This is a genomic window from Bacillus sp. RO2 (genome assembly GCF_012911845.1).
Taxonomy (GTDB): domain Bacteria; phylum Bacillota; class Bacilli; order Bacillales; family Bacillaceae_I; genus Sutcliffiella_A.
The window spans coordinates 16,646-39,753 of sequence record NZ_JAAXCU010000033.1; the positions used below are offsets into that span (position 1 = coordinate 16,646).

At 38.4% G+C, this 23,108-nt stretch carries 23 protein-coding genes; 13 read left to right on the forward strand and 10 right to left on the reverse strand.

Features of this window, described 5'->3' with window-relative positions; all coding sequences use genetic code 11:
- The 5 genes from HF078_RS07895 to HF078_RS07915 are packed head-to-tail and all read left to right on the forward strand — an operon-like array spanning nt 1 to nt 7,976.
- The gene (locus HF078_RS07895) at nt 1-1,551 is read left to right on the forward strand and encodes a hypothetical protein (RefSeq protein ID WP_169290648.1); all 1,551 of its coding nucleotides are present in this window, start codon (nt 1-3) and stop codon (nt 1,549-1,551) included.
- Entirely contained in the window at nt 1,552-2,559 is a 1,008-nt protein-coding gene (locus tag HF078_RS07900) for an AAA family ATPase (protein ID WP_169290649.1), read from the forward strand.
- Nucleotides 2,560-2,564: 5 nt separating this feature from the next.
- On the forward strand, nt 2,565-3,428 hold the full coding sequence (locus HF078_RS07905; protein WP_169290650.1) for a DUF58 domain-containing protein: 864 nt from the start codon (nt 2,565-2,567) through the stop codon (nt 3,426-3,428).
- A 5-nt stretch (nt 3,429-3,433) separates the two neighbouring features.
- Entirely contained in the window at nt 3,434-5,239 is a 1,806-nt protein-coding gene (locus HF078_RS07910) for a vWA domain-containing protein (RefSeq protein ID WP_169290651.1), read from the forward strand.
- Nucleotides 5,223-7,976, forward strand: coding sequence for a VWA domain-containing protein (locus tag HF078_RS07915; RefSeq protein ID WP_169290652.1), 2,754 nt, complete (start codon nt 5,223-5,225; stop codon nt 7,974-7,976). Before HF078_RS07910 ends, HF078_RS07915 begins: the two co-directional genes overlap by 17 nt.
- Nucleotides 7,977-7,999: 23 nt before the next feature.
- Here the strand turns inward: HF078_RS07915 and HF078_RS07920 are convergent, their stop codons facing one another.
- Nucleotides 8,000-9,271: an MFS transporter gene (locus HF078_RS07920; protein ID WP_169290653.1), complete on the reverse strand. Its 1,272-nt coding sequence runs from the start codon at nt 9,269-9,271 to the stop codon at nt 8,000-8,002.
- 126 nt (nt 9,272-9,397) lie between these two features.
- Here HF078_RS07920 and HF078_RS07925 point away from each other — a divergent pair, with 126 nt between their 5' ends.
- The gene (locus HF078_RS07925; protein WP_169290704.1) at nt 9,398-9,979 is read left to right on the forward strand and encodes an SCO family protein; all 582 of its coding nucleotides are present in this window, start codon (nt 9,398-9,400) and stop codon (nt 9,977-9,979) included.
- An 11-nt stretch (nt 9,980-9,990) separates the two neighbouring features.
- Here HF078_RS07925 and HF078_RS07930 read toward each other — a convergent pair whose 3' ends face one another.
- A complete protein-coding gene (locus tag HF078_RS07930) occupies nt 9,991-10,143 on the reverse strand; it encodes a hypothetical protein (protein ID WP_169290654.1) in 153 nt (50 codons plus the stop codon).
- Nucleotides 10,144-10,259: 116 nt separating this feature from the next.
- Between HF078_RS07930 and HF078_RS07935 the strand changes: the two genes are divergently transcribed.
- The 4 genes from HF078_RS07935 to HF078_RS07950 all read left to right on the forward strand — a co-directional run bounded on the left by HF078_RS07935 (nt 10,260) and on the right by HF078_RS07950 (nt 12,762).
- Entirely contained in the window at nt 10,260-11,165 is a 906-nt protein-coding gene (locus HF078_RS07935; RefSeq protein WP_169290655.1) for an SGNH/GDSL hydrolase family protein, read from the forward strand.
- Nucleotides 11,166-11,176: 11 nt separating this feature from the next.
- Nucleotides 11,177-11,764, forward strand: coding sequence for a YpmS family protein (locus tag HF078_RS07940; protein WP_169290656.1), 588 nt, complete (start codon nt 11,177-11,179; stop codon nt 11,762-11,764).
- A gap of 733 nt (nt 11,765-12,497) precedes the next feature.
- Nucleotides 12,498-12,590, forward strand: a complete 93-nt coding sequence (locus tag HF078_RS07945; RefSeq protein WP_082380722.1) for a YjcZ family sporulation protein — start codon at nt 12,498-12,500, stop codon at nt 12,588-12,590.
- Nucleotides 12,591-12,633: 43 nt separating this feature from the next.
- Entirely contained in the window at nt 12,634-12,762 is a 129-nt protein-coding gene (locus tag HF078_RS07950; protein WP_082380721.1) for a YjcZ family sporulation protein, read from the forward strand.
- Nucleotides 12,763-12,811: 49 nt separating this feature from the next.
- On the opposite strand, the gene HF078_RS07955 is transcribed toward HF078_RS07950, so the two are convergent.
- The 6 genes from HF078_RS07955 to HF078_RS07980 all read right to left on the reverse strand — a co-directional run bounded on the left by HF078_RS07955 (nt 12,812) and on the right by HF078_RS07980 (nt 18,510).
- A complete protein-coding gene (locus HF078_RS07955) occupies nt 12,812-13,552 on the reverse strand; it encodes a DUF4397 domain-containing protein (protein WP_169290657.1) in 741 nt (246 codons plus the stop codon).
- A gap of 114 nt (nt 13,553-13,666) precedes the next feature.
- Nucleotides 13,667-13,915 (reverse strand): hypothetical protein, encoded by a 249-nt coding sequence (locus HF078_RS07960; protein ID WP_010193873.1) that lies wholly within the window; start codon nt 13,913-13,915, stop codon nt 13,667-13,669.
- A 99-nt stretch (nt 13,916-14,014) separates the two neighbouring features.
- The gene (locus tag HF078_RS07965; protein WP_169290658.1) at nt 14,015-15,466 is read right to left on the reverse strand and encodes a carbon starvation CstA family protein; all 1,452 of its coding nucleotides are present in this window, start codon (nt 15,464-15,466) and stop codon (nt 14,015-14,017) included.
- Nucleotides 15,467-15,588: 122 nt separating this feature from the next.
- Nucleotides 15,589-16,317, reverse strand: coding sequence for a LytR/AlgR family response regulator transcription factor (locus HF078_RS07970; protein ID WP_169290659.1), 729 nt, complete (start codon nt 16,315-16,317; stop codon nt 15,589-15,591).
- A complete protein-coding gene (locus HF078_RS07975) occupies nt 16,310-18,070 on the reverse strand; it encodes a sensor histidine kinase (RefSeq protein ID WP_169290660.1) in 1,761 nt (586 codons plus the stop codon). The genes HF078_RS07970 and HF078_RS07975 overlap by 8 nt, the downstream gene beginning before the upstream one ends.
- A gap of 116 nt (nt 18,071-18,186) precedes the next feature.
- A complete protein-coding gene (locus tag HF078_RS07980; protein WP_060663845.1) occupies nt 18,187-18,510 on the reverse strand; it encodes a MerR family transcriptional regulator in 324 nt (107 codons plus the stop codon).
- A 189-nt stretch (nt 18,511-18,699) separates the two neighbouring features.
- On the opposite strand from HF078_RS07980, the gene HF078_RS07985 reads away from it, so the two are divergent.
- Nucleotides 18,700-18,861: a Fur-regulated basic protein FbpA gene (locus tag HF078_RS07985; protein ID WP_169290661.1), complete on the forward strand. Its 162-nt coding sequence runs from the start codon at nt 18,700-18,702 to the stop codon at nt 18,859-18,861.
- A 181-nt stretch (nt 18,862-19,042) separates the two neighbouring features.
- On the opposite strand, the gene HF078_RS07990 is transcribed toward HF078_RS07985, so the two are convergent.
- Nucleotides 19,043-19,900 carry a protein-glutamine gamma-glutamyltransferase gene (locus HF078_RS07990; protein ID WP_346775325.1) on the reverse strand — a complete coding sequence of 286 codons (858 nt, stop codon included), beginning with the start codon at nt 19,898-19,900 and terminating at the stop codon, nt 19,043-19,045.
- Nucleotides 19,901-20,017: 117 nt separating this feature from the next.
- Nucleotides 20,018-20,944 carry a CobW family GTP-binding protein gene (locus tag HF078_RS07995; protein ID WP_169290662.1) on the reverse strand — a complete coding sequence of 309 codons (927 nt, stop codon included), beginning with the start codon at nt 20,942-20,944 and terminating at the stop codon, nt 20,018-20,020.
- Nucleotides 20,945-21,081: 137 nt separating this feature from the next.
- On the opposite strand from HF078_RS07995, the gene msrA reads away from it, so the two are divergent.
- Complete coding sequence (gene msrA, locus HF078_RS08000; protein ID WP_169290663.1) at nt 21,082-22,038, forward strand: peptide-methionine (S)-S-oxide reductase MsrA; 957 nt, start codon at nt 21,082-21,084, stop codon at nt 22,036-22,038.
- A gap of 294 nt (nt 22,039-22,332) precedes the next feature.
- Nucleotides 22,333-22,482 carry a hypothetical protein gene (locus HF078_RS08005; RefSeq protein ID WP_060663841.1) on the forward strand — a complete coding sequence of 50 codons (150 nt, stop codon included), beginning with the start codon at nt 22,333-22,335 and terminating at the stop codon, nt 22,480-22,482.
- Nucleotides 22,483-23,108: the final 626 nt, after the last annotated feature.

Here is a 23,108-nt window from a genome sequence, read left to right on the forward strand (position 1 = left end):
ATGAAGGAAAACGATCTTATAATCAGGTTTCTATTTTCCATTAGAAGAAAGCTTAGAGTTCAACGTATTTCTAAACAGACGCAATATGCCATCTTGGCATTTTGCGTCAGCTTTTTAAGTGTGCTTATCGTTGCCAGAATGGTGGTTACTCCTTACTTAATTGAAAAAGCTCTCTGGTTGGGAGGAGTTGTTTGTATAACAGTTTTCCTCCTATACTGGAGAAAAAGACCCTCGACTTGGGATGCAGCAAGATATTCAGATGCCTTTTTGAAAGAGGATAGACTTACCACATCCCTTGATTATGTAAAAGATACCTCCTTGGTCGCGCAACTTCAGCGCAAAGAAGCTTATGACCATCTTAAGAAAAAGGAACATACTATTAAAGAAGCAAAATTACAGCATGTACACCCAAAAGTACTTTTTATGTCGTTATTAACATCATGCCTTATTGTTCTTTTAATGTTGTTTCCAAATAATAAGATGCAAGAAGCTAAGGCTTTAGAGGCGGAACGAGAAATAATAGAGGAAACCCTTGATAAAGTAAAAAAAGATGCCGAGGAACTGAAGGATAACAAAGAAATCAAGGAAGAGTTAGAAGAGCTCAAAGAACTTAAAAATGAAAAAAATGCAGATGAGTTATTAAAAGAACTAATGGAAAAAGAAAATAACTTGGCTGAAAAGATGAAAGAGCTTCAAGAAAAGGAAGCTAGCTTGAAAGAACTTGCAAAAGATCAGCCAGATAACTCATTGGCGAACCTTGCGTTAAATAAAAAGAATGAAGAATTAGAGAAGCTACTTAATGAAATGAAGAAAAATATTGAATCCTTATCAGAAGAAGAGAAAAAACAGCTATCAGAACTATCAGATACCCTCTTAGACCAAGAAGAAATGAACTTGGAGGAAATGTCTGACGAGGAATTAGAAGCATTGTTGGAGCAACTTGAAGAGCTCCTACAAGACATTTCTGCACTATCTGATATGGAGGCGTTGCAGAATGCACTTCAAGCAGCCGCTTCTAATCAATATGGAAAAATGTCGCAGGCTGGATTAAATCCTTCTAAGTTGACTTTATCCAATTCCAACAATCCCACCTCTTCTAATCAAACTGCCCAAAATTCTAACCAAGGCCAAGGACAGGGCCAGGGTCAGGGCCAAGGCCAAGGTCAGGGCCAAAGTCAGGGTCAAGGCCAAGGTCAGGGCCAAGGTCAGGGTCAAGGCCAGGGTCAAGGCCAAGGTCAGGGTCAAGGTCAAGGCAGTGGAGGACTTGGTGCAGGAGTAGGTGTGGGTGAGCAAACATTTACGGTTCCTTCCAACATCAATAGTGATATTCAGAATGAAACGGATGGGGGTCCAACTGGGGAAGGGCAGTCTCAATACGAGGATGCTCCAGACTCTCCTACCTTGAGAGGGCAGGCAAGACCTTATGAAGAAATATTCTCATCTTATGAAAAGTCCTACAGAGAATCGCTGGACAGAATGCAATTGCCTTCAAAATTAGAAAATGTGGTTAAACAATACTTTAGTGAAGTGGATCCGAAGGGAGCAGATTAAGTGATCAGTTTGGAAGAGAAAGAAAAAGAACTGAAATATTATCAAGATACATTGCAGGAAGTGAAACAAGAAATAGGAAAGGTGATTGTCGGTCAGGAGGAAGTTATCGAACAACTGATTTGGGCGATGGTGTCAGATGGCCATGCCTTGCTCGAAGGGATGCCAGGTGTAGGAAAGACCATGCTCATTCGAACAATTTCAGAAGTACTAAGCTTTGATTTTTCTAGGATACAGTTCACTCCTGACTTGATGCCATCCGATATTACCGGAACAAAAATGATAGAGATACATGAAAACGGGAAACAATCCTTCGTTTTTCATGAAGGTCCTATTTTTTCTAATATTGTTCTTGCGGATGAAATAAACCGGGCAACTCCTAAAACGCAAAGTTCCCTTTTGGAGGCGATGGCCGAAAAAACCGTGACTATCATGGGGGAAACAAGAAAGGTTTCATCCCCATTCTTTGTATTAGCAACACAGAACCCAATTGATATGGAAGGAACTTATCCGCTTCCGGAGGCGCAGATGGACCGTTTCCTTTTAAAAATCAATATGGGCTATCCTAAGAAGGAAGAGTTATATGAAATCATTAAAAGGACTACAGGAACGGAATCCTATCATGTTCAAAAACTTTTAGATACAGACAAGATGCAAAAAATACAGTTGGCTGTAAAGGAAATACTAGTTTCACAGGAACTGTTAGACTATACGGTTCAGCTAATCATGGCAACTCATCCTGAAGAAGAGCAAGCCAGTGAACTTGTAAAAAAATATGTACGATACGGTGTAGGCCCTCGTGGTGTCCAGAGTTTAATTAAGGTAGCAAAAGCAAGAGCATTTTGCTCAGGACGCTTTCATGTCTCCAAAGGGGATATCAAACATGCTGCCATCCCTGTCCTTCGTCACCGCCTGTTCTTAAATTTTGAAGGGGAAGCTTCTGGGGTGAATGAAGATCTTATCCTAGAGGATGTCATTCAATACACTGATAAAGTATTGAATGTAAGGTAGCTCAAATGTTGAATTCTATAATAACCAAGCAGCTACAAGCCTACAGCCTTCAAGCAGGTAAGCTAAAGAGAAGCTGGCATAAAGGAACAAGAAAGTCGACAAGGTTCGGTGCATCTCATGATTTCTCTGACTATCGTATGTATGAGCAAGGCGACGATCTTCGGCAAGTGGATTGGAATATCTACGCACGTACGCAAAAGCATTACATTAAACGGTATTTAGATGAGCAAGAACTCTCAGCTTCTATTTATCTGGATTGTACGAATTCCATGGCCAGTTCTCCAGGCAAATGGAAATTAGCCAAAACACTTACAGCTTCATTTGCATACATAGGGCTAAGTCAGGATGATCGTATATCCATTATTGATGTTCACGGTGAACAGGCTCCCTACTTATATCGAAAAGGAAAAGGTCACCTCTTTCAGATGATGCAATATGTGGAGGACATACAACCTAAAGATACCTCCCTATTATTCACTGAAGCTGCTTTAAACCATATTCAAAGGAAAAGCAGTGTTTCCATTGTCATCAGTGACTTACTTGAGCCTCTGGACTCGGTTATTCACACTTTGAAGATCATCCAAGCAAATAGACAACAAATTTACTTGTTGCAAGTTTTGGAAGAGGATGAAGTTAATCCAAGTTTTGATGGCGACTTTATGCTGATTGACAGCGAAACCAATCAGGAAGTGAATGTAACAGTTTCTGATTTTACTAGAAAGAATTATAAAGAAAAAATGCAACAAAGAATGGAGATCCTAGAAGGGTTTTGTTTCGAAAGGGGAATATCCTACCTTATGTGCCATACAGGAGAGAATGTGGAAGATATTTTATTTAAAAGGATGACCTCTAAAGGTTGGATTAGGTGATGGGAATGGGTTTTACAGCACCAATATTTTTCTTGTTCAGTGCATTTTTACTATTAGTTATACTCATGTATTTCTTCAGGAAGCAATATGAGAAAAAAGCAATCCCTTCTGTCTTATTATGGCAAGAATGGATGAATGAATTCGAAGCGCAGGCTTGGTGGAAGAAACTGCAACACCATCTGCTTTTATATCTTCAGTTATTGGCACTGCTATTTCTTATTTTCACTTTAACGCAGCCTTTTTTTAAGAAGGAAGGAATTGAAGGGGACCATCTCATTTTTATTGTTGATTCATCAGCATCGATGACAGCAAAGGAAGGGGAGAAGTCGCGATTAGAGTTGGCCAAAGAGAAAATGGTGCAAATAATAGATAAAGTCGATAATCAAGAAATGACGGTAATCGTCGCAAAGGATACTCCTGAAATCCTGACGGAAAGGTCTTTGTCGAAAAAAGAAGTGTTAAATCATGTGGAAAAGATAGAAGCATCTTACGCTTCTCCAAATGTAATTGATTCCATCAATATGGCAAAAAGTCTTCTAGGAGAAGAAAACGGGAACATACAGCTTTTAAGCGATAATTTTACCAAAGAAGCATCCTTAGAACTTCATCAAAATACTGCCTTTTACGCTCATAATATAGGAACTTCACATGAGAATCTGGCAGTTGAAACATTCGGAGTAGCCAAACGTGAAAACACAGTAGTAGGGGTAGTTACCGTAAAAAATGAAAGTAACGATTCAAAGGAGTTTACCCTATCGATATTTAATGTACAGCAGGAAATAGTAAAGCAAGTTTCTGAGAAGGTAGAAGGTAATAAAGTAAAGACCATCTATCTGAAAGATCTTCCACTTGCAACAATGTATAAAGTGGAAGTGAGTGGAGACAAGCAATATTTGCTTGATAATGAACAATACGCATTTCTTGGCCAGCAACAGGATCCTACCGTTTACGTGCATAAGGATATACATCCATTTGCTAGAAAAGCGGTTGAGATTGCAAGTACGAATGTTATTCATCTCTCTTCCGATCCAGCGGAAGGGAATAAATTTGATGGTGTTCACCTTATTAAAGGGCTGCCAAAAAGCGAATGGCCTTCTGGACCGAAGCTAGTGTTTCTATCAGGGGATGATGGGGAAAAAGAAGTCGATCTTTCAGGAGAGATAACAGCAAATAGGACAAATCCGTTAATGCAATCAGTGGCAATGGAGAAAGTGTATGTGGAAAAAACCTTTTCATCTGAAGAATTTTCCTCATTAGATGTGGTAGCAAGCAGAGGAGAAACACCGCTGATTCTTTCAGGGACATATAAAGGGGATCCAATTATTGTCGTAACATTTGAGCTTGGTTCGAGTGACTGGCCTCTCCATCCCGGTTTTCCGTTATTCATGTTTCACTCTATTCAGGAATTGACACAGAACCGGGGGATGTTAGGATATTTTTATCCTGGCCAGACGATGGATTATTTTCCAGCTTCTGATGTAAGGAAAGCTGAAATTCTAGATAAGGATGATAAGGTTGTTTTTTCATCTGAAACATTCGAACAACCCATTGAACTTCCCGTAACACCTGGAATGTACACGTTAAAAGAGACAAAGGATGAGTCGGAGGAATCCAAGACTCTTTATATCATGTTAGATGATGGAGAAAAATCCATTCACACGGAAGAGAGTTTTACCATATCGGCAAATCCTACTATAGATCAAGATGAAAAGTCTACAAGCAGCAAGGACATCTCCTATTTGTTTTTAATACTTGCGCTTGTCGTCTTATTGGTAGAATGGGAGGTTTACAGACGTGGAATTTCAAATTGAACATCCTCTCATGCTTTTATTTCTTATTCCGGTACTAATCAGTCTTGTTTTGTTCTGGCGTAAAAAGAAGGTGAAGCGGAAAAAGGAGTATGTCATTATCTCCTTGAGAAGCTTAATCTATTTGTTTTTAATACTAGGACTATGTATGCCATCGCTTCTTTCCCCTGTAAAAGGGACACATACTGTCTTCCTTGTAGACCAATCGGATAGCGTGAAAAGGATGGAAGGAGAAATCCTATATTCGATCAATGAGGCTATTAAGCAGAAGAAAGAAGAGGATAGTTATAGCATTGTTACTTTTTCAGAAAAGCCGAAACTTGAACGATCCTTTACTGATCAACAGGAAACCATTCACCAACTATCAGTTAACGACGGTTCACAATTCACTAATATTGAAGAGGGATTGGAGTTTGCCGCAAATTACATCCCAGAGAATCGTAAAGGGAGAATTGTTTTACTAACTGATGGAATTGAAACAAATGGGAATAGTACTAAACAATCTAGTTTTTATAAGGGTAGAAATATAGAAATGGATGCTATGGCATTTCACCCACCGTATGTGGAAGATGTGTCACTACAATCTTTTCATACTCCACAAACAAGCTTTGAAGGGGAAGCTGTCCCATTCCAAATCGGTCTTGAGGCCAATGTAGACACACAAGCCACTTTGCATATTACTCAAAATAATGAAACCATCATTAAAGAGGAAGTGGTAGTGGCAAAAGGGGCGAATACTTATTCCTATTCCATTCCATTAAAAAACCCTGGATTGTATACGTTTAAAGCAGAAATTTTCCCAAAAGTAGATAAGATTGTTGAAAACAATATCTCTCACTCTCTAACACAGGTATCGGGCCAACCAAAAGTGCTTATGGTGGACCAGGAGGGGGAAGGGGAAAATGTGTTCCGCGCGTTAGATGCAAGCGGGTGGAAGATTGATCGCATTCATCCAAGTCTGCTACCGACGACACTCAGCGGTTTCCTGGCATACGAAAGTATTATTTTTCATAATGTGTCCGGCCACCTTTTAAGTGGAAATCAGATGGAACTCATTGAAACAGCTGTTAGGGATTTTGGTGTCGGTTTCACGATGACAGGTGGCAATGAATCCTATGGTCTCGGAGGTTATTTCCAAACTCCGATAGAAAAAATTCTACCTGTGGATATGGATGTAAAGGGTAAAAAAGAAATCCCTTCTCTTGGTTTAATTATCGTCTTGGACCGTTCGGGTAGTATGATGGGGGAAAAATTTGATTTAGCGAAAGAAGCTGCAGCACGAGCGGTGGAACTATTGAAAGAAGAAGACACATTTGGGTTTATTGCCTTTGATACGGAACCTTGGGCAGTTGTAGAGACAAAACCGATTAAGGATAAAGAAGAGGTAATAGAGAATATTCGTTCTACCGCATTAGGTGGTGGAACAGATATTTTCCCTGCCCTGAACCAGGCTTATGAGCAATTGAATGAAATGGACCTCAAACGCAAGCATATTATCCTATTAACGGATGGACAATCCAATGATGGACCATACGAGGAAATCATTGAAGAAGGTTTAACGAATAATGTAACTTTATCGACAGTAGCAATCGGTGGAGATGCAGATACTTCCTTATTAGAAGAATTGGCAGAGATAGGAACAGGAAGATTCTATGAAGTATATGAAGCAAGCTCTGTCCCAAGTATTCTCTCTAGGGAAACCGCGCTTACTACTAAAACATATATAGAAGATAATCCTCATGTACCGACTGTATATGCAGGATATGATTGGTCCAAAAGGTTTGAAAGTGGGACACCGTTCCTTAATACTTATATAGCAACGACATTGAAATCACGTGCTGAGCAAATCATATCGAGTGAAAAAGAGGATCCCATCCTTGCTCGAATGAATTACGGACTTGGAAGAACAATCGCTTGGACTTCCGATGTTTCTGGTGCCTGGAGTGGTGGGTTTCCTTCTTGGGAAGAATGGACAGCTTTCTGGAATGAAATGGTGACGTGGTCTTTGCCATCTTATGAGCAGGGAGTCTATGACATCTCTACCACTGTCGAAGGAGGTAGAGCTTCCGTGAAGGTGGAAGCAATTGAGGATATATTGATGCCTGTTTCCATATCGGTCTCAAACAATAAAGGTCAAATTATAGAAGACGCTAAAAGTAAAATGGTTGGGCCTGGCCAGTACGAAGTGGAATTTTCAGCCATACCCGACATCTACTTTCTCAATATTACCCAAGAAGAGGAAGGGAAGACGGTCTCAACTTATACTAGCGGTATGGTTGTACCTTTTTCTACGGAGTTTGAACAAAGGCCAGTTAATTTGGAACTGCTTGAAAATATCACGGCAAATCAAAATGGAAAAGTGTTAGAAGATCCTAAGGAAGTGTTTCGTTCTTACCATAAGAATGTTTATCAGTCTCAGACGGTGTGGCTACCTTTTATCATTATTGCCTTTTTCTTACTGATTATTGAAATTTTCATAAGAAGGTTCGGCTTAATTTCGCTAGCCTTTTTGAAAAAAGGTAAGGAGAAAAAGGAAAAGAACAAGTCAGACAAAAGATGGAAAACACCAGTGATTCAAAGAAAAAAGGTTAAACAGACGGAAAAAAGGGAAGAGCCCAAAGTGGAAGAAATGAAGGAACTTAAACCACGGAAAGAAACATCTACTCCACCTAAAAAAACAAAACCTTCGGAAGATCGTATGAATCAACTATTAAAAGCAAAGAACAGAAAACGTAAATAAACAAAAGAGGTTGACGTAAAAAGTCAGCCTCTTTGTTTTTTTCGTTGAGACGGTAAATTAAATATAGAAAACCAATTGGTGATGACATGAAGCGAAATACTTTTCTTTTTTCCTTCTAAGAAGAAAAAGCAAAGAATGGCCTGTAAAATACAAAGTACAGAAGAAATTACAAGAATGGAAGGAATGGAAAAATCCATAAAATAACCAAATACGATTGGTCCAAGAGCAATTCCTGCAAATCTGACTGACCCATAAAGCGATGTTACAAATCCTCTAGCCTTTTTTTTGACAGAATTGGTGATGATGGCATTCATGCATGGAAGAATAATACCAATAGAAGTGCTAATTAGGGATATTATCAACATGGTCCACCATAGATTCTTATTTAGCAATATTCCAAGTAGAAAGAAGCTAAGTAGAAAAAAATTAGCAATGACAATTCGGTAGATGTAGTTATGGAATTTTCCTAATACATTTCCAGTAAGAAAGGAAGCAATCGTCAAAAACAAAAGAGGAAAAGAGAGTATGACACCATTTAAAAATCCATGAGTTTCAAATTTGTTTTCCAACACATCAGAAGAATAATACAACAAACCAAAAAGTAAATAGAGGCAAAGTGCACCAGCACTATAACTTGTCATTAAATAATACCTATTTTCTTTTAATACTCCTCCTAAATGTCGTACATAGTGCTTGAAAATCACTTTTTCAGAAGGAGACTCTTCCTTACCAACATAGAAAAAGAAGAGGAAAAACAAAATGCCACAAGCCAAAGGAAAGATAAAGAAAACATAGTGCCACATAATTAGTGCTATGCATGCTCCGATCAATGGAGATACCACTTTCCCTAAACTATTGGTTGTTTCCATTAGACTTAATACCTTCAGCTGTTTGTTCCCTGAAAACAAGTCTGCTATAATGGCCATGGCAATCGGAGCTGTTCCCGCTGAGCCTATCCCTTGAAGAATCCTGCCAAAAATGATTCCCTCAAATGAATAAGATGCTTGTAGCATGGAAGCAATCCCTGAAACTAAACCACCAAACCCATAAAGTAAAAGCGATGCCAATATTATGTGCTTCCGAGAAAATCTATCAGATAAATATCCGATAAATGGAATGGTAACAGCTCCAGCGATGGAGAAGATGGAAAGGATAAGACTGGCTTGAACTTGAGTTAATTGAAGGTCATGACGAATTTCAGGCAGTACTGGAATAAGCATCGAGTTTCCAAGGACAAGTATAATGGATGTTGATGTAATGGATATAATACTAATTGTCTCAGATTCTCTTTGCATCCCTTAACCCCCACTACTAACAAATGTGTTATTTTTATGAATTTATTCTGCAGTTCCTTTTATCTAACTGTAAGAAGTGGTACGATTTGATTGGAAAATAACTAGCGAAAAAAGGTGAAGATCGTGATAAATAACAGTAAGATACTTCTAATAGGACTTTGTGCAGTGTTTCTTGCCGCATGTAGTGGCAATGCAAAGATACCTGATACAACAGATTGGGAACTGGCAAATTTTCAGTACATAAACCAAGATAACGAGCAAGTCAGTTTAGAGAATTTAAAAGGTGAAGTCACTGTAGCAAATATGGTCTTTACCAACTGTACAACAGTATGTTCTCCTATGACGGCAAACATGGCAAGATTGCAAAGAATGGCTAATGAAGAACAATTAGATGTTAACTTCCTATCTTTTTCTGTTGATCCTGAAGTTGATACCCCTGAAGTACTGAAGGGATTCGGAAATAACTTTGAAGCAGACTATACATCTTGGGATTTTTTAACAGGTTACACACAGAAAGAGATAGAAGAGTTTGGAATGGAAAACTTTAAAACAATTGTAGCTAAACCCAAAAACGGCGGCGAAGTGGTCCATGGAACAAGTTTTTATTTAATTGATCAAGAAGGTACCATAATTAAAAGTTATGATGGCTTGGATGTTCCTTACGAAGATATATTGGAACATGTAGAAATCCTTTTAAGTGAAAAATGATGTTGATAGGATCACTCTTTTAAATCAGAGTGATCCTTTTGATTTTCAGTAAGCTCCTCTTCTCTGCTGGCATTCAATCCGTCTGTGACTATTACATATAGCTCTTTTGAAAATAGCTCTTTTGAAACTTCTTCATTGCACGCAAGTATTTCTTTTTCCTTCAATGTAAACAACCTCCTAACCTTTTAATTTTGAAAAATACATTAGGGTATGTTATAAAAAAGTGTACTATCGTATAATGTTAGTAACGGATTTAATCCTTAACAAATTAAGGAGTTTTATGATGGTTAAATTTTGGAGAATAGCCTTACTTGGGCTAATAATAATTAGTATGGTTAGTTGTTCCGCAGAAAATTCTTCCAGTTATGTTTTGGAGAAAGCGAAGGAAAGAAGAGAAAGCCAAAATGAAAGAGAGCTTTTCAAAGATTTTTTCAAAGAAGAGTCTGCCGAGAACAAGAATAAAATAATGAATATTGAAGAAAAAGAGGATGTAACCGAAGAATTTTTTAACAGGTCGTTTAAATTGGTCTTTTTTGGTGATTCCCTGACACAAGGTGTTGGAGACGAGTCCAAAAAAGGTGGATTTACATCAGTAGTGAAACAATATTATGAATCCAAACCTTATATCGACAACGTAAGTGTCACTAATCTTGGTGTGAGGGGAAATAGGACTAATCATCTCTTAAAAAGGTTGCAAGATCCAGAAGTGCAGGAGGCTCTTGCTGAAGCAGATGTAATCTTTATGACGGTTGGCGGAAATGATCTGATGAAGGTGATACGCGAAAATTTCCTCGATCTAACATTTTCTCTTTTTGATAAAGAACAAGAATTATACGCTAAAAGGCTCGATAGTGTGCTAAGTGAAGTAAGGACACATAATGATACCAGTAGAGTATACTTAGTGGGTCTATTTAATCCTTTTTATCAATATTTCCAAGAAATTGAGGAAATGAATGAGGTTGTAACTAATTGGAATGCTACAACCGTTTCAGTCTTGGATGAGTATCCTAATACAGCCTATGTTCCGATACAAGACATTTTTATCGAGCCAGAGGAAAATTTACTAGATGATGATCAGTTTCATCCTAATCAAAAAGGGTATGAATTAATAGGTTATAATGTTGTACAAGAAGTTAAGCGGTTTAATGAGGAAACATCATTGGATGAGATGTTAGAAGAAGAGTAGTGGAGAGGGTTATGGTGAAGAAAGTAATCAACTGGAAAACAGCTTTTTTAAGCTTGCTAGTAATAAATATTATAATTGCAGGAGTAGCAATATTCTTGGTGCTACTGCCAAAACACTCAAAATTTAATTTACCCGGCAAGGATGACGATCGAAAAAGGGTTGCTTTTACAATCCAATCAGATAAAGAAAACTTAAATGAACTTATCCGTTACTATTTGGAAAAAGAAACAAGAAGACCTTTAAATTATGAAGTGGTGCTGACTGACAGAGTGGAGCTCAGGGGTGAAATGACAGTGTTTGAGAGGAACATCCCCCTCACTATGACGTTTATGCCTGAAATTCAGGAAAACGGTGATGTAGTGTTAAAACAGGACTCCATGTCGATTGGAAGGTTGCAAGTACCTGTATCCATGGTATTAAAGTATGTAGGTGATAATTACCCATTACCATCCTGGGTTACAATAATACCGAACGAACAAAGTATCTATGTCGCACTTCAAGAACTAGAGCTGCAAAGTGATACAAAAGTAAAATTTACAAAATTTGATCTTGAACGCGACGATATCGAATTTAAACTACTAGTCCCAGTTGAGGACTAACACCCAAAAAGCATGGTGATTTTTTACCATGCTTTTATATTAAGACAATAGAGCATGTAAAACGGTTGATTTCCGTTCCAGGCGCTTCGCTTGCCTACGGGTGGTCCGTGAGCCTCCTCAGGCTTCGCTCTCCGGGGTCTCACCTGTCCCTTCCTCCCGCGGGCGTCTTCGCGCCTTCCACTCCAATCAACAAAGTGGCTACATTCATTTAAGGGTTTATGAAAAACATCTTAACGAGTTAACACTGGATAAGCATTAAAGTAACATCTACTCAATTATTAGCTGTGGATTGGAGCAAATGGCTTAGACTCCATCGGGGGGGAACGGTAAATTGAGACCCCGAAACAAAGGAGGCCACTGAATAACTGAAGACGTAAAGTATTTATTGATTCCTAGCTGGTGATTGGAGCAAAAGACGAAGACTCCTGAGGGAGCTAGCGCTAGGTGGAGACCCCGCAGGCGTAGCCGAGGAGGCTCCAGCAGTGCCCCTAGGAAAGCGAAGCCATATGCGGAAATCCACAGCGACGATTATTCAAATAACTAAAATTTTCAGTTTTAAAGGTCCGGGCGGTTTCTGCCCGGTTTTTATTTTTCATATAACTTACTTGGTACTACAACGCCTAAGGGCTTAGTATTAAAAACCACCCAATTTTTTTGGAACTGGGCATATGCCTTTACCAATACGCTCACCATGAATACATTATGTATTAGGAAAGAGGGGGAGGTGTAGAGCATGGGTGGTTCTGGTTATGGATCAGGATTCGCGTTAATAGTTGTTCTGTTTATCTTATTGGTGATTGTTGGTGCAGGAGTCCTCAGCTATTAATTACCAAGCTTCGATAAATACCTTTGTAGAGGAGGTGACAGCTATGAGTTGGTGTGGTTGCGGTTACGGTCAAGTAGCAGGAGCAGGATACCCAGGTGGTTACGGAAGCTCTTTCGTGTTAATCGTAGTATTGTTTATTCTTTTAATCATCGTTGGTGCTGCTTGGTGCTAATGACATAAAACACGGTGCTCAATCACAAGTTGATTGAGCATTTTACATATCATGGCGCTAAAAAAATGACTTCCAAAGATGGACTGTTTTCCACAAGGCCAACTGCTACAATGGTATAAGCAACATCTGGCTTCAAGCTTACCCTGTTTAGGGGCAGAACGATATCCTTTGTACCTGCAACCCTTATTTCAAGATCGACTGTCATCGGTGTAAGTCCAAGATAATCTGATATTCCACTGTACGAAATATCAGAAAAAACGACATCGCCCTTTTTAACGGCAATATCCACAGAAGGGGCATCAGGGGATAAGTGCCAAAAACGGAGCTTTGATTCACTTTGAGGTACAGTAGAATCATCTATAATTGGTATTAGTTGTAGTTTATCCTTTGTACCTGCAATTGCGATTGTATACGACATACCTGTGTTTGCCTGGAGTGTACCGGTAATTAATTTCTGCCCGTTTTGAATTACTTCTATTTGATTGTTTGTTGGTTCTATATCTACATATCTACTACTGTTTGTATAACGCAGATCTTTCCATACAGTCTTATTATTTACATGCACATCCACTGCCATTAAGCCAGGGGAAGCATGAAGGATTCTAAGTTGAGAGCGATTATTTGGAGGAGCAGCTCTTGTTGGAACAGACTTTATTGTTTTCACCCATTTCTGTAGATGATAAATATGCTTTTGATAAAAATAAATATGTTGTTGTGGATCCGAGTATTTATAATAGTCAGCTAACAATTGATATTGTACTGCCAGATAGTAATTTTCATCATGCACCATATTTGCAAACACCCTCCATTTATTCCTGATGGTAAATGGATATGCAAAGAAGAGTGAAATAGTATTGATTTTTTAGGGTCCATAAAAAAAAGGATAATAGGCAACTTATGCCTGTTATCCTTTTTGATATTCTGCATGCTTGATGAAAGTGATTTCTTCATCTACATTGCCACAAGTGGCACATTGAATTTTTTGTGAAGGCCCTTTATATGGGATATGAAAAGGGTCCATGGTGCCCGATGTATATTCCTCTACAACCTCACCTGATTGAGGATTCAATTTCACGGACTTTGCCACCTGTTCAATAATGTTAAAACGCGAGCGGTTAGTTTTACAATTTGGGCATAGATAAGGGGATGCCATATCAAATCCGCCTCCTTTGATACTAGCTTTTTCCGAACAGATAACTTTTATGCAAAACCACAAACAAACGGTCCTACCAAAGTAGAACCGTTTGTGAGATTATGCTGCTTTTTCATTTGGAAAGTCATGTGCATCGAGCTCAAAATCTGTCTTTCTTGCTGCAATAGCTTTTACATAAAATAACCCAATAATAATGATCGTAAACATGGCTGCTCCGATATAAGATGCTTCAATCGGTAAACGGAAGCCAATAGGTGCATTTAATATATAGGTTGTCGTTGCCAGCGTCATAAAGATTGCGGGTATCATCGCAATGTAATATTGTTTTTTAGCAATGAAAAGATACATAGCGCCGACCCATAATGCTATAACGGCAGTTGACTGATTTGCCCAGGAGAAGTATCTCCATAATAATTCAAAATCTATTTTTGTCAGAACAAATGAAATGACGAACAATGGAGCTGCAATCCAAAGACGGCTGATAATTTTCTTCTGAGAAATATTGAAGTAATCGGCAATTATCATTCGAGCACTTCGGAATGCAGTATCTCCTGAAGTAATCGGAAGAATTATGACACCGATAACTGCCATTGTGCCACCAATTGCTCCAAGCATAGTAACAGAAACCTCACTTACAACAGCACCTGGTCCACCATTAGCCAAGACCTCACTTAATCCAGCTGATCCATTGAACAGGCTCATTCCTGCAGCTGCCCAGATCATAGCAATGATACCTTCTGCAATCATCATGCCGTAGAAAATACGGCGGCCTTGTTTTTCGTTCTGGGTAGTCCTTGAAATGATAGGTGTTTGCGTTGCATGGAAACCTGAAAGAGCTCCACATGAAATAGTTAAGAACAGTAATGGGAAGATAGGCACGTTATCTGGGTGCATATTTGTAAAGCTTAATTCAGGAATAGGTGCACCTGTAACAACTAATGAAACTCCAACACCTAAAGCACTTATCAGTAATAGTGCTCCAAAAATAGGATATAAGCGACCGATAACTTTATCGATTGGTAACATCGTTGCGAAAATATAATAGATGAAAATAGCAAATATAATGATACTAAGTGCCACTTTTCCTTCAGCTAACGTATGAATTAATCCTGCCGGCGCGGTTACGAAAACGGTTCCAACTAAAAGTAAAAGCAAGATAGCAAATGCATTAACTGTATGTTTCATCAATTTTCCGAGAAACTTACCTGCAAGTTCAGGTAAATGGGCACCGCGGTTACGGATGGATATCATACCTGTCAAATAGTCATGAACCGCCCCGGCAAAAATACAGCCTAGGACTATCCACAAAAATGCCACTGGACCATATAACGCACCTAAAATTGGTCCGAAAATTGGTCCTACACCAGCTATATTTAATAATTGAATCAAAGAATTTTTATTTTGACCGAGCGGAAGATAATCAACACCGTCTTGATTGGAATATGCAGGTGTTTTTCTAGCATCTTTTATCCCGAATACTTTTTCAACAAATCTACCATAAATGAAATAACCTAAGATTAATAAGACAATACCAGTTAAGAATGTATACAAAATGAAGACCCCTTTCTCTTTATGGAGTACCATCATTATAAATGAAAAGGCTTTCATTTAGTGGAAGGTTGGCCAAGATGTACAAAAACATAAATAACATGTCAGTATCAATCACTGACATGCTATAGTTCGAGTTTTTTTCTTAATGCTTTTACATAATTACGGCTTACAGAGAGTTTTTCTGGGCTTCCTGTAAGCTCCAGCATGTATGCTCCATTGAACCAAGGAGTCAATTTCGTCACATAGTTTAAATTAACAAGGTAACTCTTATGGATACGGAAAAAAGGGTAGTCATGCAACCTTTCCTCCAGATCTTTCAAAGCAAGCTTTGACTCGAAGTTCCGTGTATTAGTATGTATCCTCGAAATTCGATCATCTCTGCTGATATAAAGTATATCAAGTGGATCTAAATAAAAAATCTCGTTTTCATACTCCACAGCAAGCCTAGAGGAGCCGGGTTGTGGTGTAGGTTCCTTTTCTGGAAATAAATGTTTAATGAGCCGACACACGGTTTGGGACAATTGTTCCTCATCAAAAGGTTTTAATAGATAGTCAACCGCTTCATGTCTAAAAGCGTCTACTGCAAAATTAGGAAAGGCAGTAGCAAAAACAATAAGAGGTGATTTTTTTAATTCTTTTAAATGCTTGGCAACATCCAAGCCGTTCATTTTTGGCATTTCTATATCTAAAAAAACGACGTCCGGCTGTTGCTGCATGCAGAGTAAAAGAGCGTCTTCACCGGTTGCTGCCTCCCCAATCACCTGCAGACAATCATGTTCTTCTAGCAAATGTTTTAGTTCATCACGGCTGTATGGTTCATCATCCACAATGATTGTTTTTATATTATCCATATGTTTTATCATCCTTATTTAATTTCTTGGCTATGGTAAAAGAAACAATGGTGCCACTTCCTGTTTCACTTTGAAAATGTAATCTTGCTTGATTGCCAAACATCATGATAAGCCTTTTATTAATATTGTAAAGGCCAACCCCAGTACCGGTAGGAGAAGATACTTGATCCTGACCAAGCTCGTTTATTCGATCTCTTGTCATACCTATACCATTGTCGCTTATGGAAATGAAAATATCAGATTCGCGCTCTCTTATTTCGATGATTAATTTTGCATTTTCCTCCCTATCTTTAAGACCATGTTTAACCCCGTTTTCCACTATTGGCTGCAAAGAAAGGGGAGGAACAAGATAGGAAAGGGCTGATTCGTCCACATGATAGGTTACGGTTAGACGATCGGAAAACCTGGCTTCTTCTACAGATAGGTATGCTTGTACATGTTTTAACTCTTCTTGGACAGTGGTCCATTTGGCTGTGGTTGCTGTAAGATTTTGTCTAAAGAAGTGCGAAAGAGAAACCAATAGTTTTCTTGCTTTTTTGGGGTCAGTGCGTATTAGAGAAACAATTACATTCAAAGAGTTAAATAGAAAATGCGGGCTGATTTGAGCTTGAAGAGCTTTGATTTCAGCTTCTTTCACTAGCTTGGATGCATTTTCTGCTTCAGAGATTTCCAACTGATGACTCATAAGGGAGCTGAGACCTGTTATTAACTGGATGACCACATTATCTATTTCTTTATCTGAAGAAAAGTAAAATTTAAGCGTGCCTACTGTTTGCTCCCTCTTTTTTAAAGGAGCAATAACCACAGCACCGAGTGGACACGAGGGATCTTGACACTGAATGTCATTTTTTCCTGCTACCAATAAATTTCCGAATTTCAGTACTTGTTTTGTGCTATGAGTTTGGATGGGGGAGAGGGGTTTATGATGATTATTCCCCATTCCGACATGTGCTAGAATCTTCTCTCTATCAGTTATGGCTACAGCACTGGCATTCACTTCCCTGTATATTATTTTGCATGTCTCTTCTGCAGATTCAACCGACAAGCCTTTTCTAAGGTGTGTCAACGTATTCTCGGCTAATGACAAAGCTTTTTGAGCCTGTACAGCTCCTACTTTTTCTTCTTCGTTAATCACAGTTAAGATAATGAGGAAAAAGAGGGCAGATCCAACTCCGTTAGCGAAAATCATTGGAAGTCCTATACTTTCCACGAGCGCGAGAGCCTGCGAAAAAGGCTGGGAAGTAAGGAGGATTATGCCCATTTGAATCGATTCAGCTAGTGCACCAGTTAAAAGAGCCACAGAAACACTAATTCTTTTCCCCTTATATTTGCTTCGAATGAAACCTGCCAAAAGACCTGCTACTATAGCAGAAAAGCCGCAAGAAAACGCTGTAAATCCACCAAGACTCATTCGATGTATACCAGCAATTAACCCTGCACCAATCCCCACTTTATATCCGCCAAGTAACCCGCCCATTACAATCCCAATAACGCGGGAGTTAGCAATTGCCTCAGATTCATTTAGTTCCGTTATCCAACGATCGAACCCTAATGTTTCGGTACTAAAAGCAAGACCTGTATATGTTCCAATAATGCCGAAAAAGCCAAAAAATAGAATAGCATAAGCTTGCTGTTTTCTATCAATTTGCTGCCGGTTGACCAACTGTCTGAAAAAAGACAGCCTAGTCATGATAAAAGCAACGGTTACAATAATACCAAGTCGCTCTAACATGGTTAATAATAATTCAAACATACTTCACGCTCCACTTAAATCCTGATGTGCTAATGGTAGCATAACCAAACATTTTGGTTAAGATTAAATTCAGCCACAGAAAAAAAGCATGATTTCCTCTAAGGAGATAATCATGCTTAGTTTCTATTTTGCTTAAAATGCGCCTGAATTTGTCCCTTTAACATTTGTTTTTTCCAATTATCATTTTCTTTTTCTTTCTTTTTCCACTCTCTGCGTATTTCATGAGTCTGGACACCTTCTTCCATCTGATTGGCGATTTCCATCAGCCGCTCCACATCAGAGAAGGAATACTTTCGTATGCCAGAACCTGATCTGGCAGGGAAAATCAATTTTCTTTCCTCGTAATATCTTATCTGTCTTTCTGATAAGCCTGTAAGATCACGAACCGTGCCGATTGAAATGACTTTTCTCTCCTTCAAAGATGGATCCTCTTGTGTCATAGCCATTCACATCCTATTCTAGAGCTCTTACTATTATTATAGTACATTTCTTTCGTTAATTCCTGTACATGTGTAAGAAAACCTTACAGTCAAATGAAGCTCATTGTAACTTCCATGTGATAACTCCTGACAAAAATAAAGAATTTCCACTATTGATTTACTAAACTAGAAAAAAGAGAGGTGAGTGGAATGGCAAAAATTTTAGAAAAGGCTGTTAGTGATGCAAAAGAGTATTATATTACCAAACTTGTTAATGCGGGTTGTTTCATGAATCATAGTGTTCTTTCCACCTACACATTAAGTGAATTGAAAAAGGAATATACGAACTTAATTGAAAAGGGGAGGAGTTAAACTTGCAGGAATATTACAATACTGATTCATTTAAACTTGCTTACGATATTATTAAATTAGATTGTCGACGAGATCAGATTTGGGAGGAGCTACTAAAAAAAGAAGGAGACCGTTTTGGAAATTTTAAGGTTTGTCCAAAACTTTAAATGAAAGAGGCTGGCTCCGACGTCGGAGCTGGCCTTTATTGATTGGGAAGATATGATCTGTACAAGTAGAACAAATACCGATCGAGGGAAATGGAGTTCTTGCGATGAATAATGACTGGATGTTGGTGTTTGGTTCGTCTGTTTTGTTGCGAAAATAACTTTGCCAAATGCGAAAAAGATGGACGGGCAACATAATCACTCAAATAAGCTGGCTTAGTAGCATCCGGTTTTCTCGTACCATTCAAAAACTCAATGATATACGCTTCATCTTTTATTCCTAGTCCATGTCCAAAATACAAATCGTCACCCATCACCACGGCATTTTCGCCTCTCCACCAATAAGTCAATGGATTAAAATCAGGATTTTTAAAGTAAACAACATCACCTGGAATCGTATAATAAGTATAGACAGACTGCATGACAAGATCTGAATCAAAATGCCAGCTGTAAAGTAATAAATCTTGAAAAAACTCATTAAAAAGTTTAGGTCCAATTGTATTTAATATGGCGTGATAATATAGAATAAGGATCGCGGTTGCACACTCATACGCATAAAATTGACTGTTTTCAAAAATATCAGTTATAGCATCTGATGGATTGATATCATCCCGTATTAAAAAGCCGCCAGCCTCTGTTATATTCCAATATGCAGGGTTGCCTTGTGAACCAGCAAACGTTTCAAAACGTGCTTCTCCCTGTGCCATTAATGCAGCACTTGCAACAATGTTATTCCGTAAAGCAATCTCAAATCTTAATTCCTCCATAGCATCATAAGAATATACCTGTGAATCATTGAGTAAGCGTTGGAAAATTGTTTTTTCAAGATCTTCTAGATTAGGAAGAGTACTTTCTGTAATTGATTCTCCGTTTATGACAATCATGTCATCCCTCATTTCTCAAAAACAGTATAATCCTCATTACTATTCAACATATTCAATTTGAGGCGATTCATGAATGAATAAAAATGAAAAGTGCTGTGCAAATCCACATGATTTGCACAGCACTTTCGATTATTGTTTGTTTTTTTCTAAAGATTGTAATTGTTCTGTTAGCAACTCTACATCCAAGTCTTCTCCAATAATGACAAGATTCAACGGGACTTTAACCAACTCTTTTAAATACAGAGGAGTGCCGTAAGAATACTGAAACAAATAAATACTGTTTGAATGCTCGAAAGTAAGATACCCTTTGATGCGGTAAACGGAGTCAGGAAGATTTCTAAGCCAATCTTCAAATTCATCTAAGTCTATTTTAGTGGAAAACTGATACACGAAAGTTTTCAAATGAAGAGAATCCTTCACATGTGCACTAGAATGACTTCCTTTTTCTATCTGTTTCGTTCTCTTCCAGCTGTCTTCCGGAATCTTAGCAAATGTGGTCAGCAGTGTAGAAGCATGGGGATTGATGGATTGCAATTCAAACAATATGCTAGAAACCTCTGCTTCACTTACTAAATCTGTCTTGTTCAAGATAAGCATATCTGCATGCTTCACTTGTTCTCTTATCAACTGCTTGACTTGAATAGAAAGGTTGTCACGTTCTTTCCATCGAAGGACATCTAAAAGGGTGATGATACGAGCTTCAGAAAATTTGTTCGCAAATATCGGAGAGAGAACCGTGTCAAGCACTTCTATTGGATGAGCTGCACCTGTCGTCTCTATGTAAATGGCATCCAAATCTTTATCAAGTAATAGCCCTTGCATAGTTGATTCCAATTTCTCTTGAATGGTACAACAAATACAGCCATCAAATAGTTCAGATAGTGGGGTTTCATCAGGTATGGAATCAGAGTCAATGGAGACTTTGCCAAGCTCGTTCATGACCACCGCCACTTTCCTATTTTCTGATTGTTCCTGTTGCAGCATTTGGGTCAAAAGGGTAGTCTTCCCGCTCCCAAGAAACCCAGCTAATATATAAACTTCCACTTTTTTGCTCATAAATTGAACCTCCTGATATATGTACCCTTCATTTTACCATACTATTATCTTTCTGTAATACGAGCATACCATTAGGAAATCCTCTTTGATATTGCTATAATTCACGTAAATATATTTTATAAAAAGGTGGGTACTACATGATAAACAAATTGGAAAAAGCAACGTTTGCCGGAGGTTGTTTTTGGTGCATGGTTAAACCTTTTGACGAACAGGATGGCATCGAAGAAGTAGTTTCAGGCTACACAGGTGGCCATAAAGAAAACCCAACTTACAAAGAGGTATGTTCTGAGACGACAGGCCATTATGAAGCGGTGCAAATTACATTCAACCCTGAATTATTCCCTTATGAAAAACTATTAGATGTTTATTGGAGCCAAATTGACCCGACCGATGCAGGAGGCCAATTTCACGACCGGGGAGATTCTTATCGTACGGCCATTTTCTATCATTCCGATGAACAAAAAGAGATCGCCGAAAAATCCAAACATAACTTAGACCAAAGTGGAAGATTTAAAGACCCAATCGTAACAGAAATCCTTCCTGCAAAGCCATTTTATGCAGCAGAAGAGTACCACCAAGATTATTACAAGAAAAATCCTTTCCGCTACAAGATGTATCAAGCAGGATCTGGGAGGGCTGCCTTTATCAAAGAGAATTGGAAAAAAGAAAACCATGCAGACTTGAAAAAGAAGCTAACACCCATGCAGTATGAAGTTACACAAAATAATGGTACAGAACCACCTTTTAAGAATGAATTCTGGAATCATACAGAAGAAGGAATCTATGTCGACATAGTTTCTGGGGAGCCACTGTTCTCTTCCCTTGATAAATATGATGCAGGATGTGGGTGGCCAAGTTTTACCAAGCCAATAAAAAAAGAACAAATTAAAGAAGAGATGGATGTAACCCACAGAATGGTAAGGACGGAAGTTAGAAGCAAAGAGGGAGATTCTCATTTAGGTCACGTGTTTGAGGACGGCCCTGTTGATAAAGGCGGTCTTAGGTATTGTATCAACTCTGCTGCCCTTCGCTTTATTCCGGTTAGCCAACTAAAAAAAGAGGGCTATGGAGAATACAAAAAGTTATTTTCATAAAGAATTATCGGAGTGTACATCACACTCCGTTTTTTTATGAATTAGAATAACCTGCTGATTTCCGTTCTAAGCGCTTCGCTTGTCTGCGGGCGGTCCGTGAGCCGCCTCGCTGCGCTGTGGGGTCTCACCTCTCACCTGTCCCTTCCTCCCGCGGGTGTCTACGCGCCTTCCACTCCAATCAACAAGGGTATATCATTCTACAGTTAGTAAAAAATGCGGTTTACTTCAGTAAAATAAGGTATATTATATTTGTTGAATAGATTTTCTTTAAAACAATAAAAGTAGGTGAACAAATTGGGGAAATATCAATTGGATAACAAAGGTAAGGTAGCTGTGGCCAAGTTTCATGAAAAACAGACACCTGCTAAATTTGATAAAAAGCAACAACTTGAAAAATTACGTGCAGAGTATTTGAAAAAGAAGCAAAAACAAACAGATAAATAATATGGATAATAAAATAGGAAGACCAAATTCTTCATATGTAGTACCGGGCAGCTTGCCCGTTTTTTATGTCAAAATTCAACAAAATAACAGAATTATTGCAGGATAACAGAAGGAACATGAAGAATTTATAGATATAATAGAAACAAAAGCAACAAGGATGATGGAGTGGGGGATTATGCAATGTCAGCGGTAAGTGTAAAAGAATTAAAGTTTCAAGATTTAATCAACAAAAATAAGCTTATGTTTTTCGTGATTTTTATCTCGTATGGTGCAGGACTTCTAGTGAATTTCTTTGTACCGGCGGCAACCATTATAACCGTGACCTTATTTGTTGCCTTATGCTTAGGGATCGTTTTATTAATTTTGACTAGATGGAAAAATTGGTTCCACTATTTAGTTCCTTACTTTACAGTAGGTGTAACATTTTTAGTATTTTTAATCATTCTTTTAAACCGCGGGGCATCTTTATCAGGATTTATTCTACCTTTTTTTGTTTTGATGCTTGCAACCGTTTACTTTAATAGAAATGTTTTTATCGTTGGAGGGGTGGGGAGTTTAGTCCTTTTCGCTTACTCACTTTGGTCATTTTTAAACGGTAATCTGATGACAGACGGACAACTTGGAAA

Coding starts and splice junctions, on each gene's coding strand:
- HF078_RS07895 (WP_169290648.1), top strand. CDS start 1: ATGAAGGAAAACGATCTTATAATCAGGTTTCTATTTTCCATTAGAAGA.
- HF078_RS07905 (WP_169290650.1), top strand. CDS start 2,565: ATGTTGAATTCTATAATAACCAAGCAGCTACAAGCCTACAGCCTTCAA.
- HF078_RS07910 (WP_169290651.1), top strand. CDS start 3,434: ATGGGTTTTACAGCACCAATATTTTTCTTGTTCAGTGCATTTTTACTA.
- HF078_RS07920 (WP_169290653.1), bottom strand. CDS start 9,271: ATGCAAAGAGAATCTGAGACAATTAGTATTATATCCATTACATCAACA.
- HF078_RS07935 (WP_169290655.1), top strand. CDS start 10,260: ATGATGGTTAAATTTTGGAGAATAGCCTTACTTGGGCTAATAATAATT.
- HF078_RS07940 (WP_169290656.1), top strand. CDS start 11,177: ATGGTGAAGAAAGTAATCAACTGGAAAACAGCTTTTTTAAGCTTGCTA.
- HF078_RS07945 (WP_082380722.1), top strand. CDS start 12,498: ATGGGTGGTTCTGGTTATGGATCAGGATTCGCGTTAATAGTTGTTCTG.
- HF078_RS07950 (WP_082380721.1), top strand. CDS start 12,634: ATGAGTTGGTGTGGTTGCGGTTACGGTCAAGTAGCAGGAGCAGGATAC.
- HF078_RS07955 (WP_169290657.1), bottom strand. CDS start 13,552: ATGGTGCATGATGAAAATTACTATCTGGCAGTACAATATCAATTGTTA.
- HF078_RS07960 (WP_010193873.1), bottom strand. CDS start 13,915: ATGGCATCCCCTTATCTATGCCCAAATTGTAAAACTAACCGCTCGCGT.
- HF078_RS07970 (WP_169290659.1), bottom strand. CDS start 16,317: ATGGATAATATAAAAACAATCATTGTGGATGATGAACCATACAGCCGT.
- HF078_RS07975 (WP_169290660.1), bottom strand. CDS start 18,070: ATGTTTGAATTATTATTAACCATGTTAGAGCGACTTGGTATTATTGTA.
- HF078_RS07980 (WP_060663845.1), bottom strand. CDS start 18,510: ATGACACAAGAGGATCCATCTTTGAAGGAGAGAAAAGTCATTTCAATC.
- HF078_RS07985 (WP_169290661.1), top strand. CDS start 18,700: ATGGCAAAAATTTTAGAAAAGGCTGTTAGTGATGCAAAAGAGTATTAT.
- HF078_RS07990 (WP_346775325.1), bottom strand. CDS start 19,900: ATGAGGGATGACATGATTGTCATAAACGGAGAATCAATTACAGAAAGT.
- HF078_RS07995 (WP_169290662.1), bottom strand. CDS start 20,944: ATGAGCAAAAAAGTGGAAGTTTATATATTAGCTGGGTTTCTTGGGAGC.
- msrA (WP_169290663.1), top strand. CDS start 21,082: ATGATAAACAAATTGGAAAAAGCAACGTTTGCCGGAGGTTGTTTTTGG.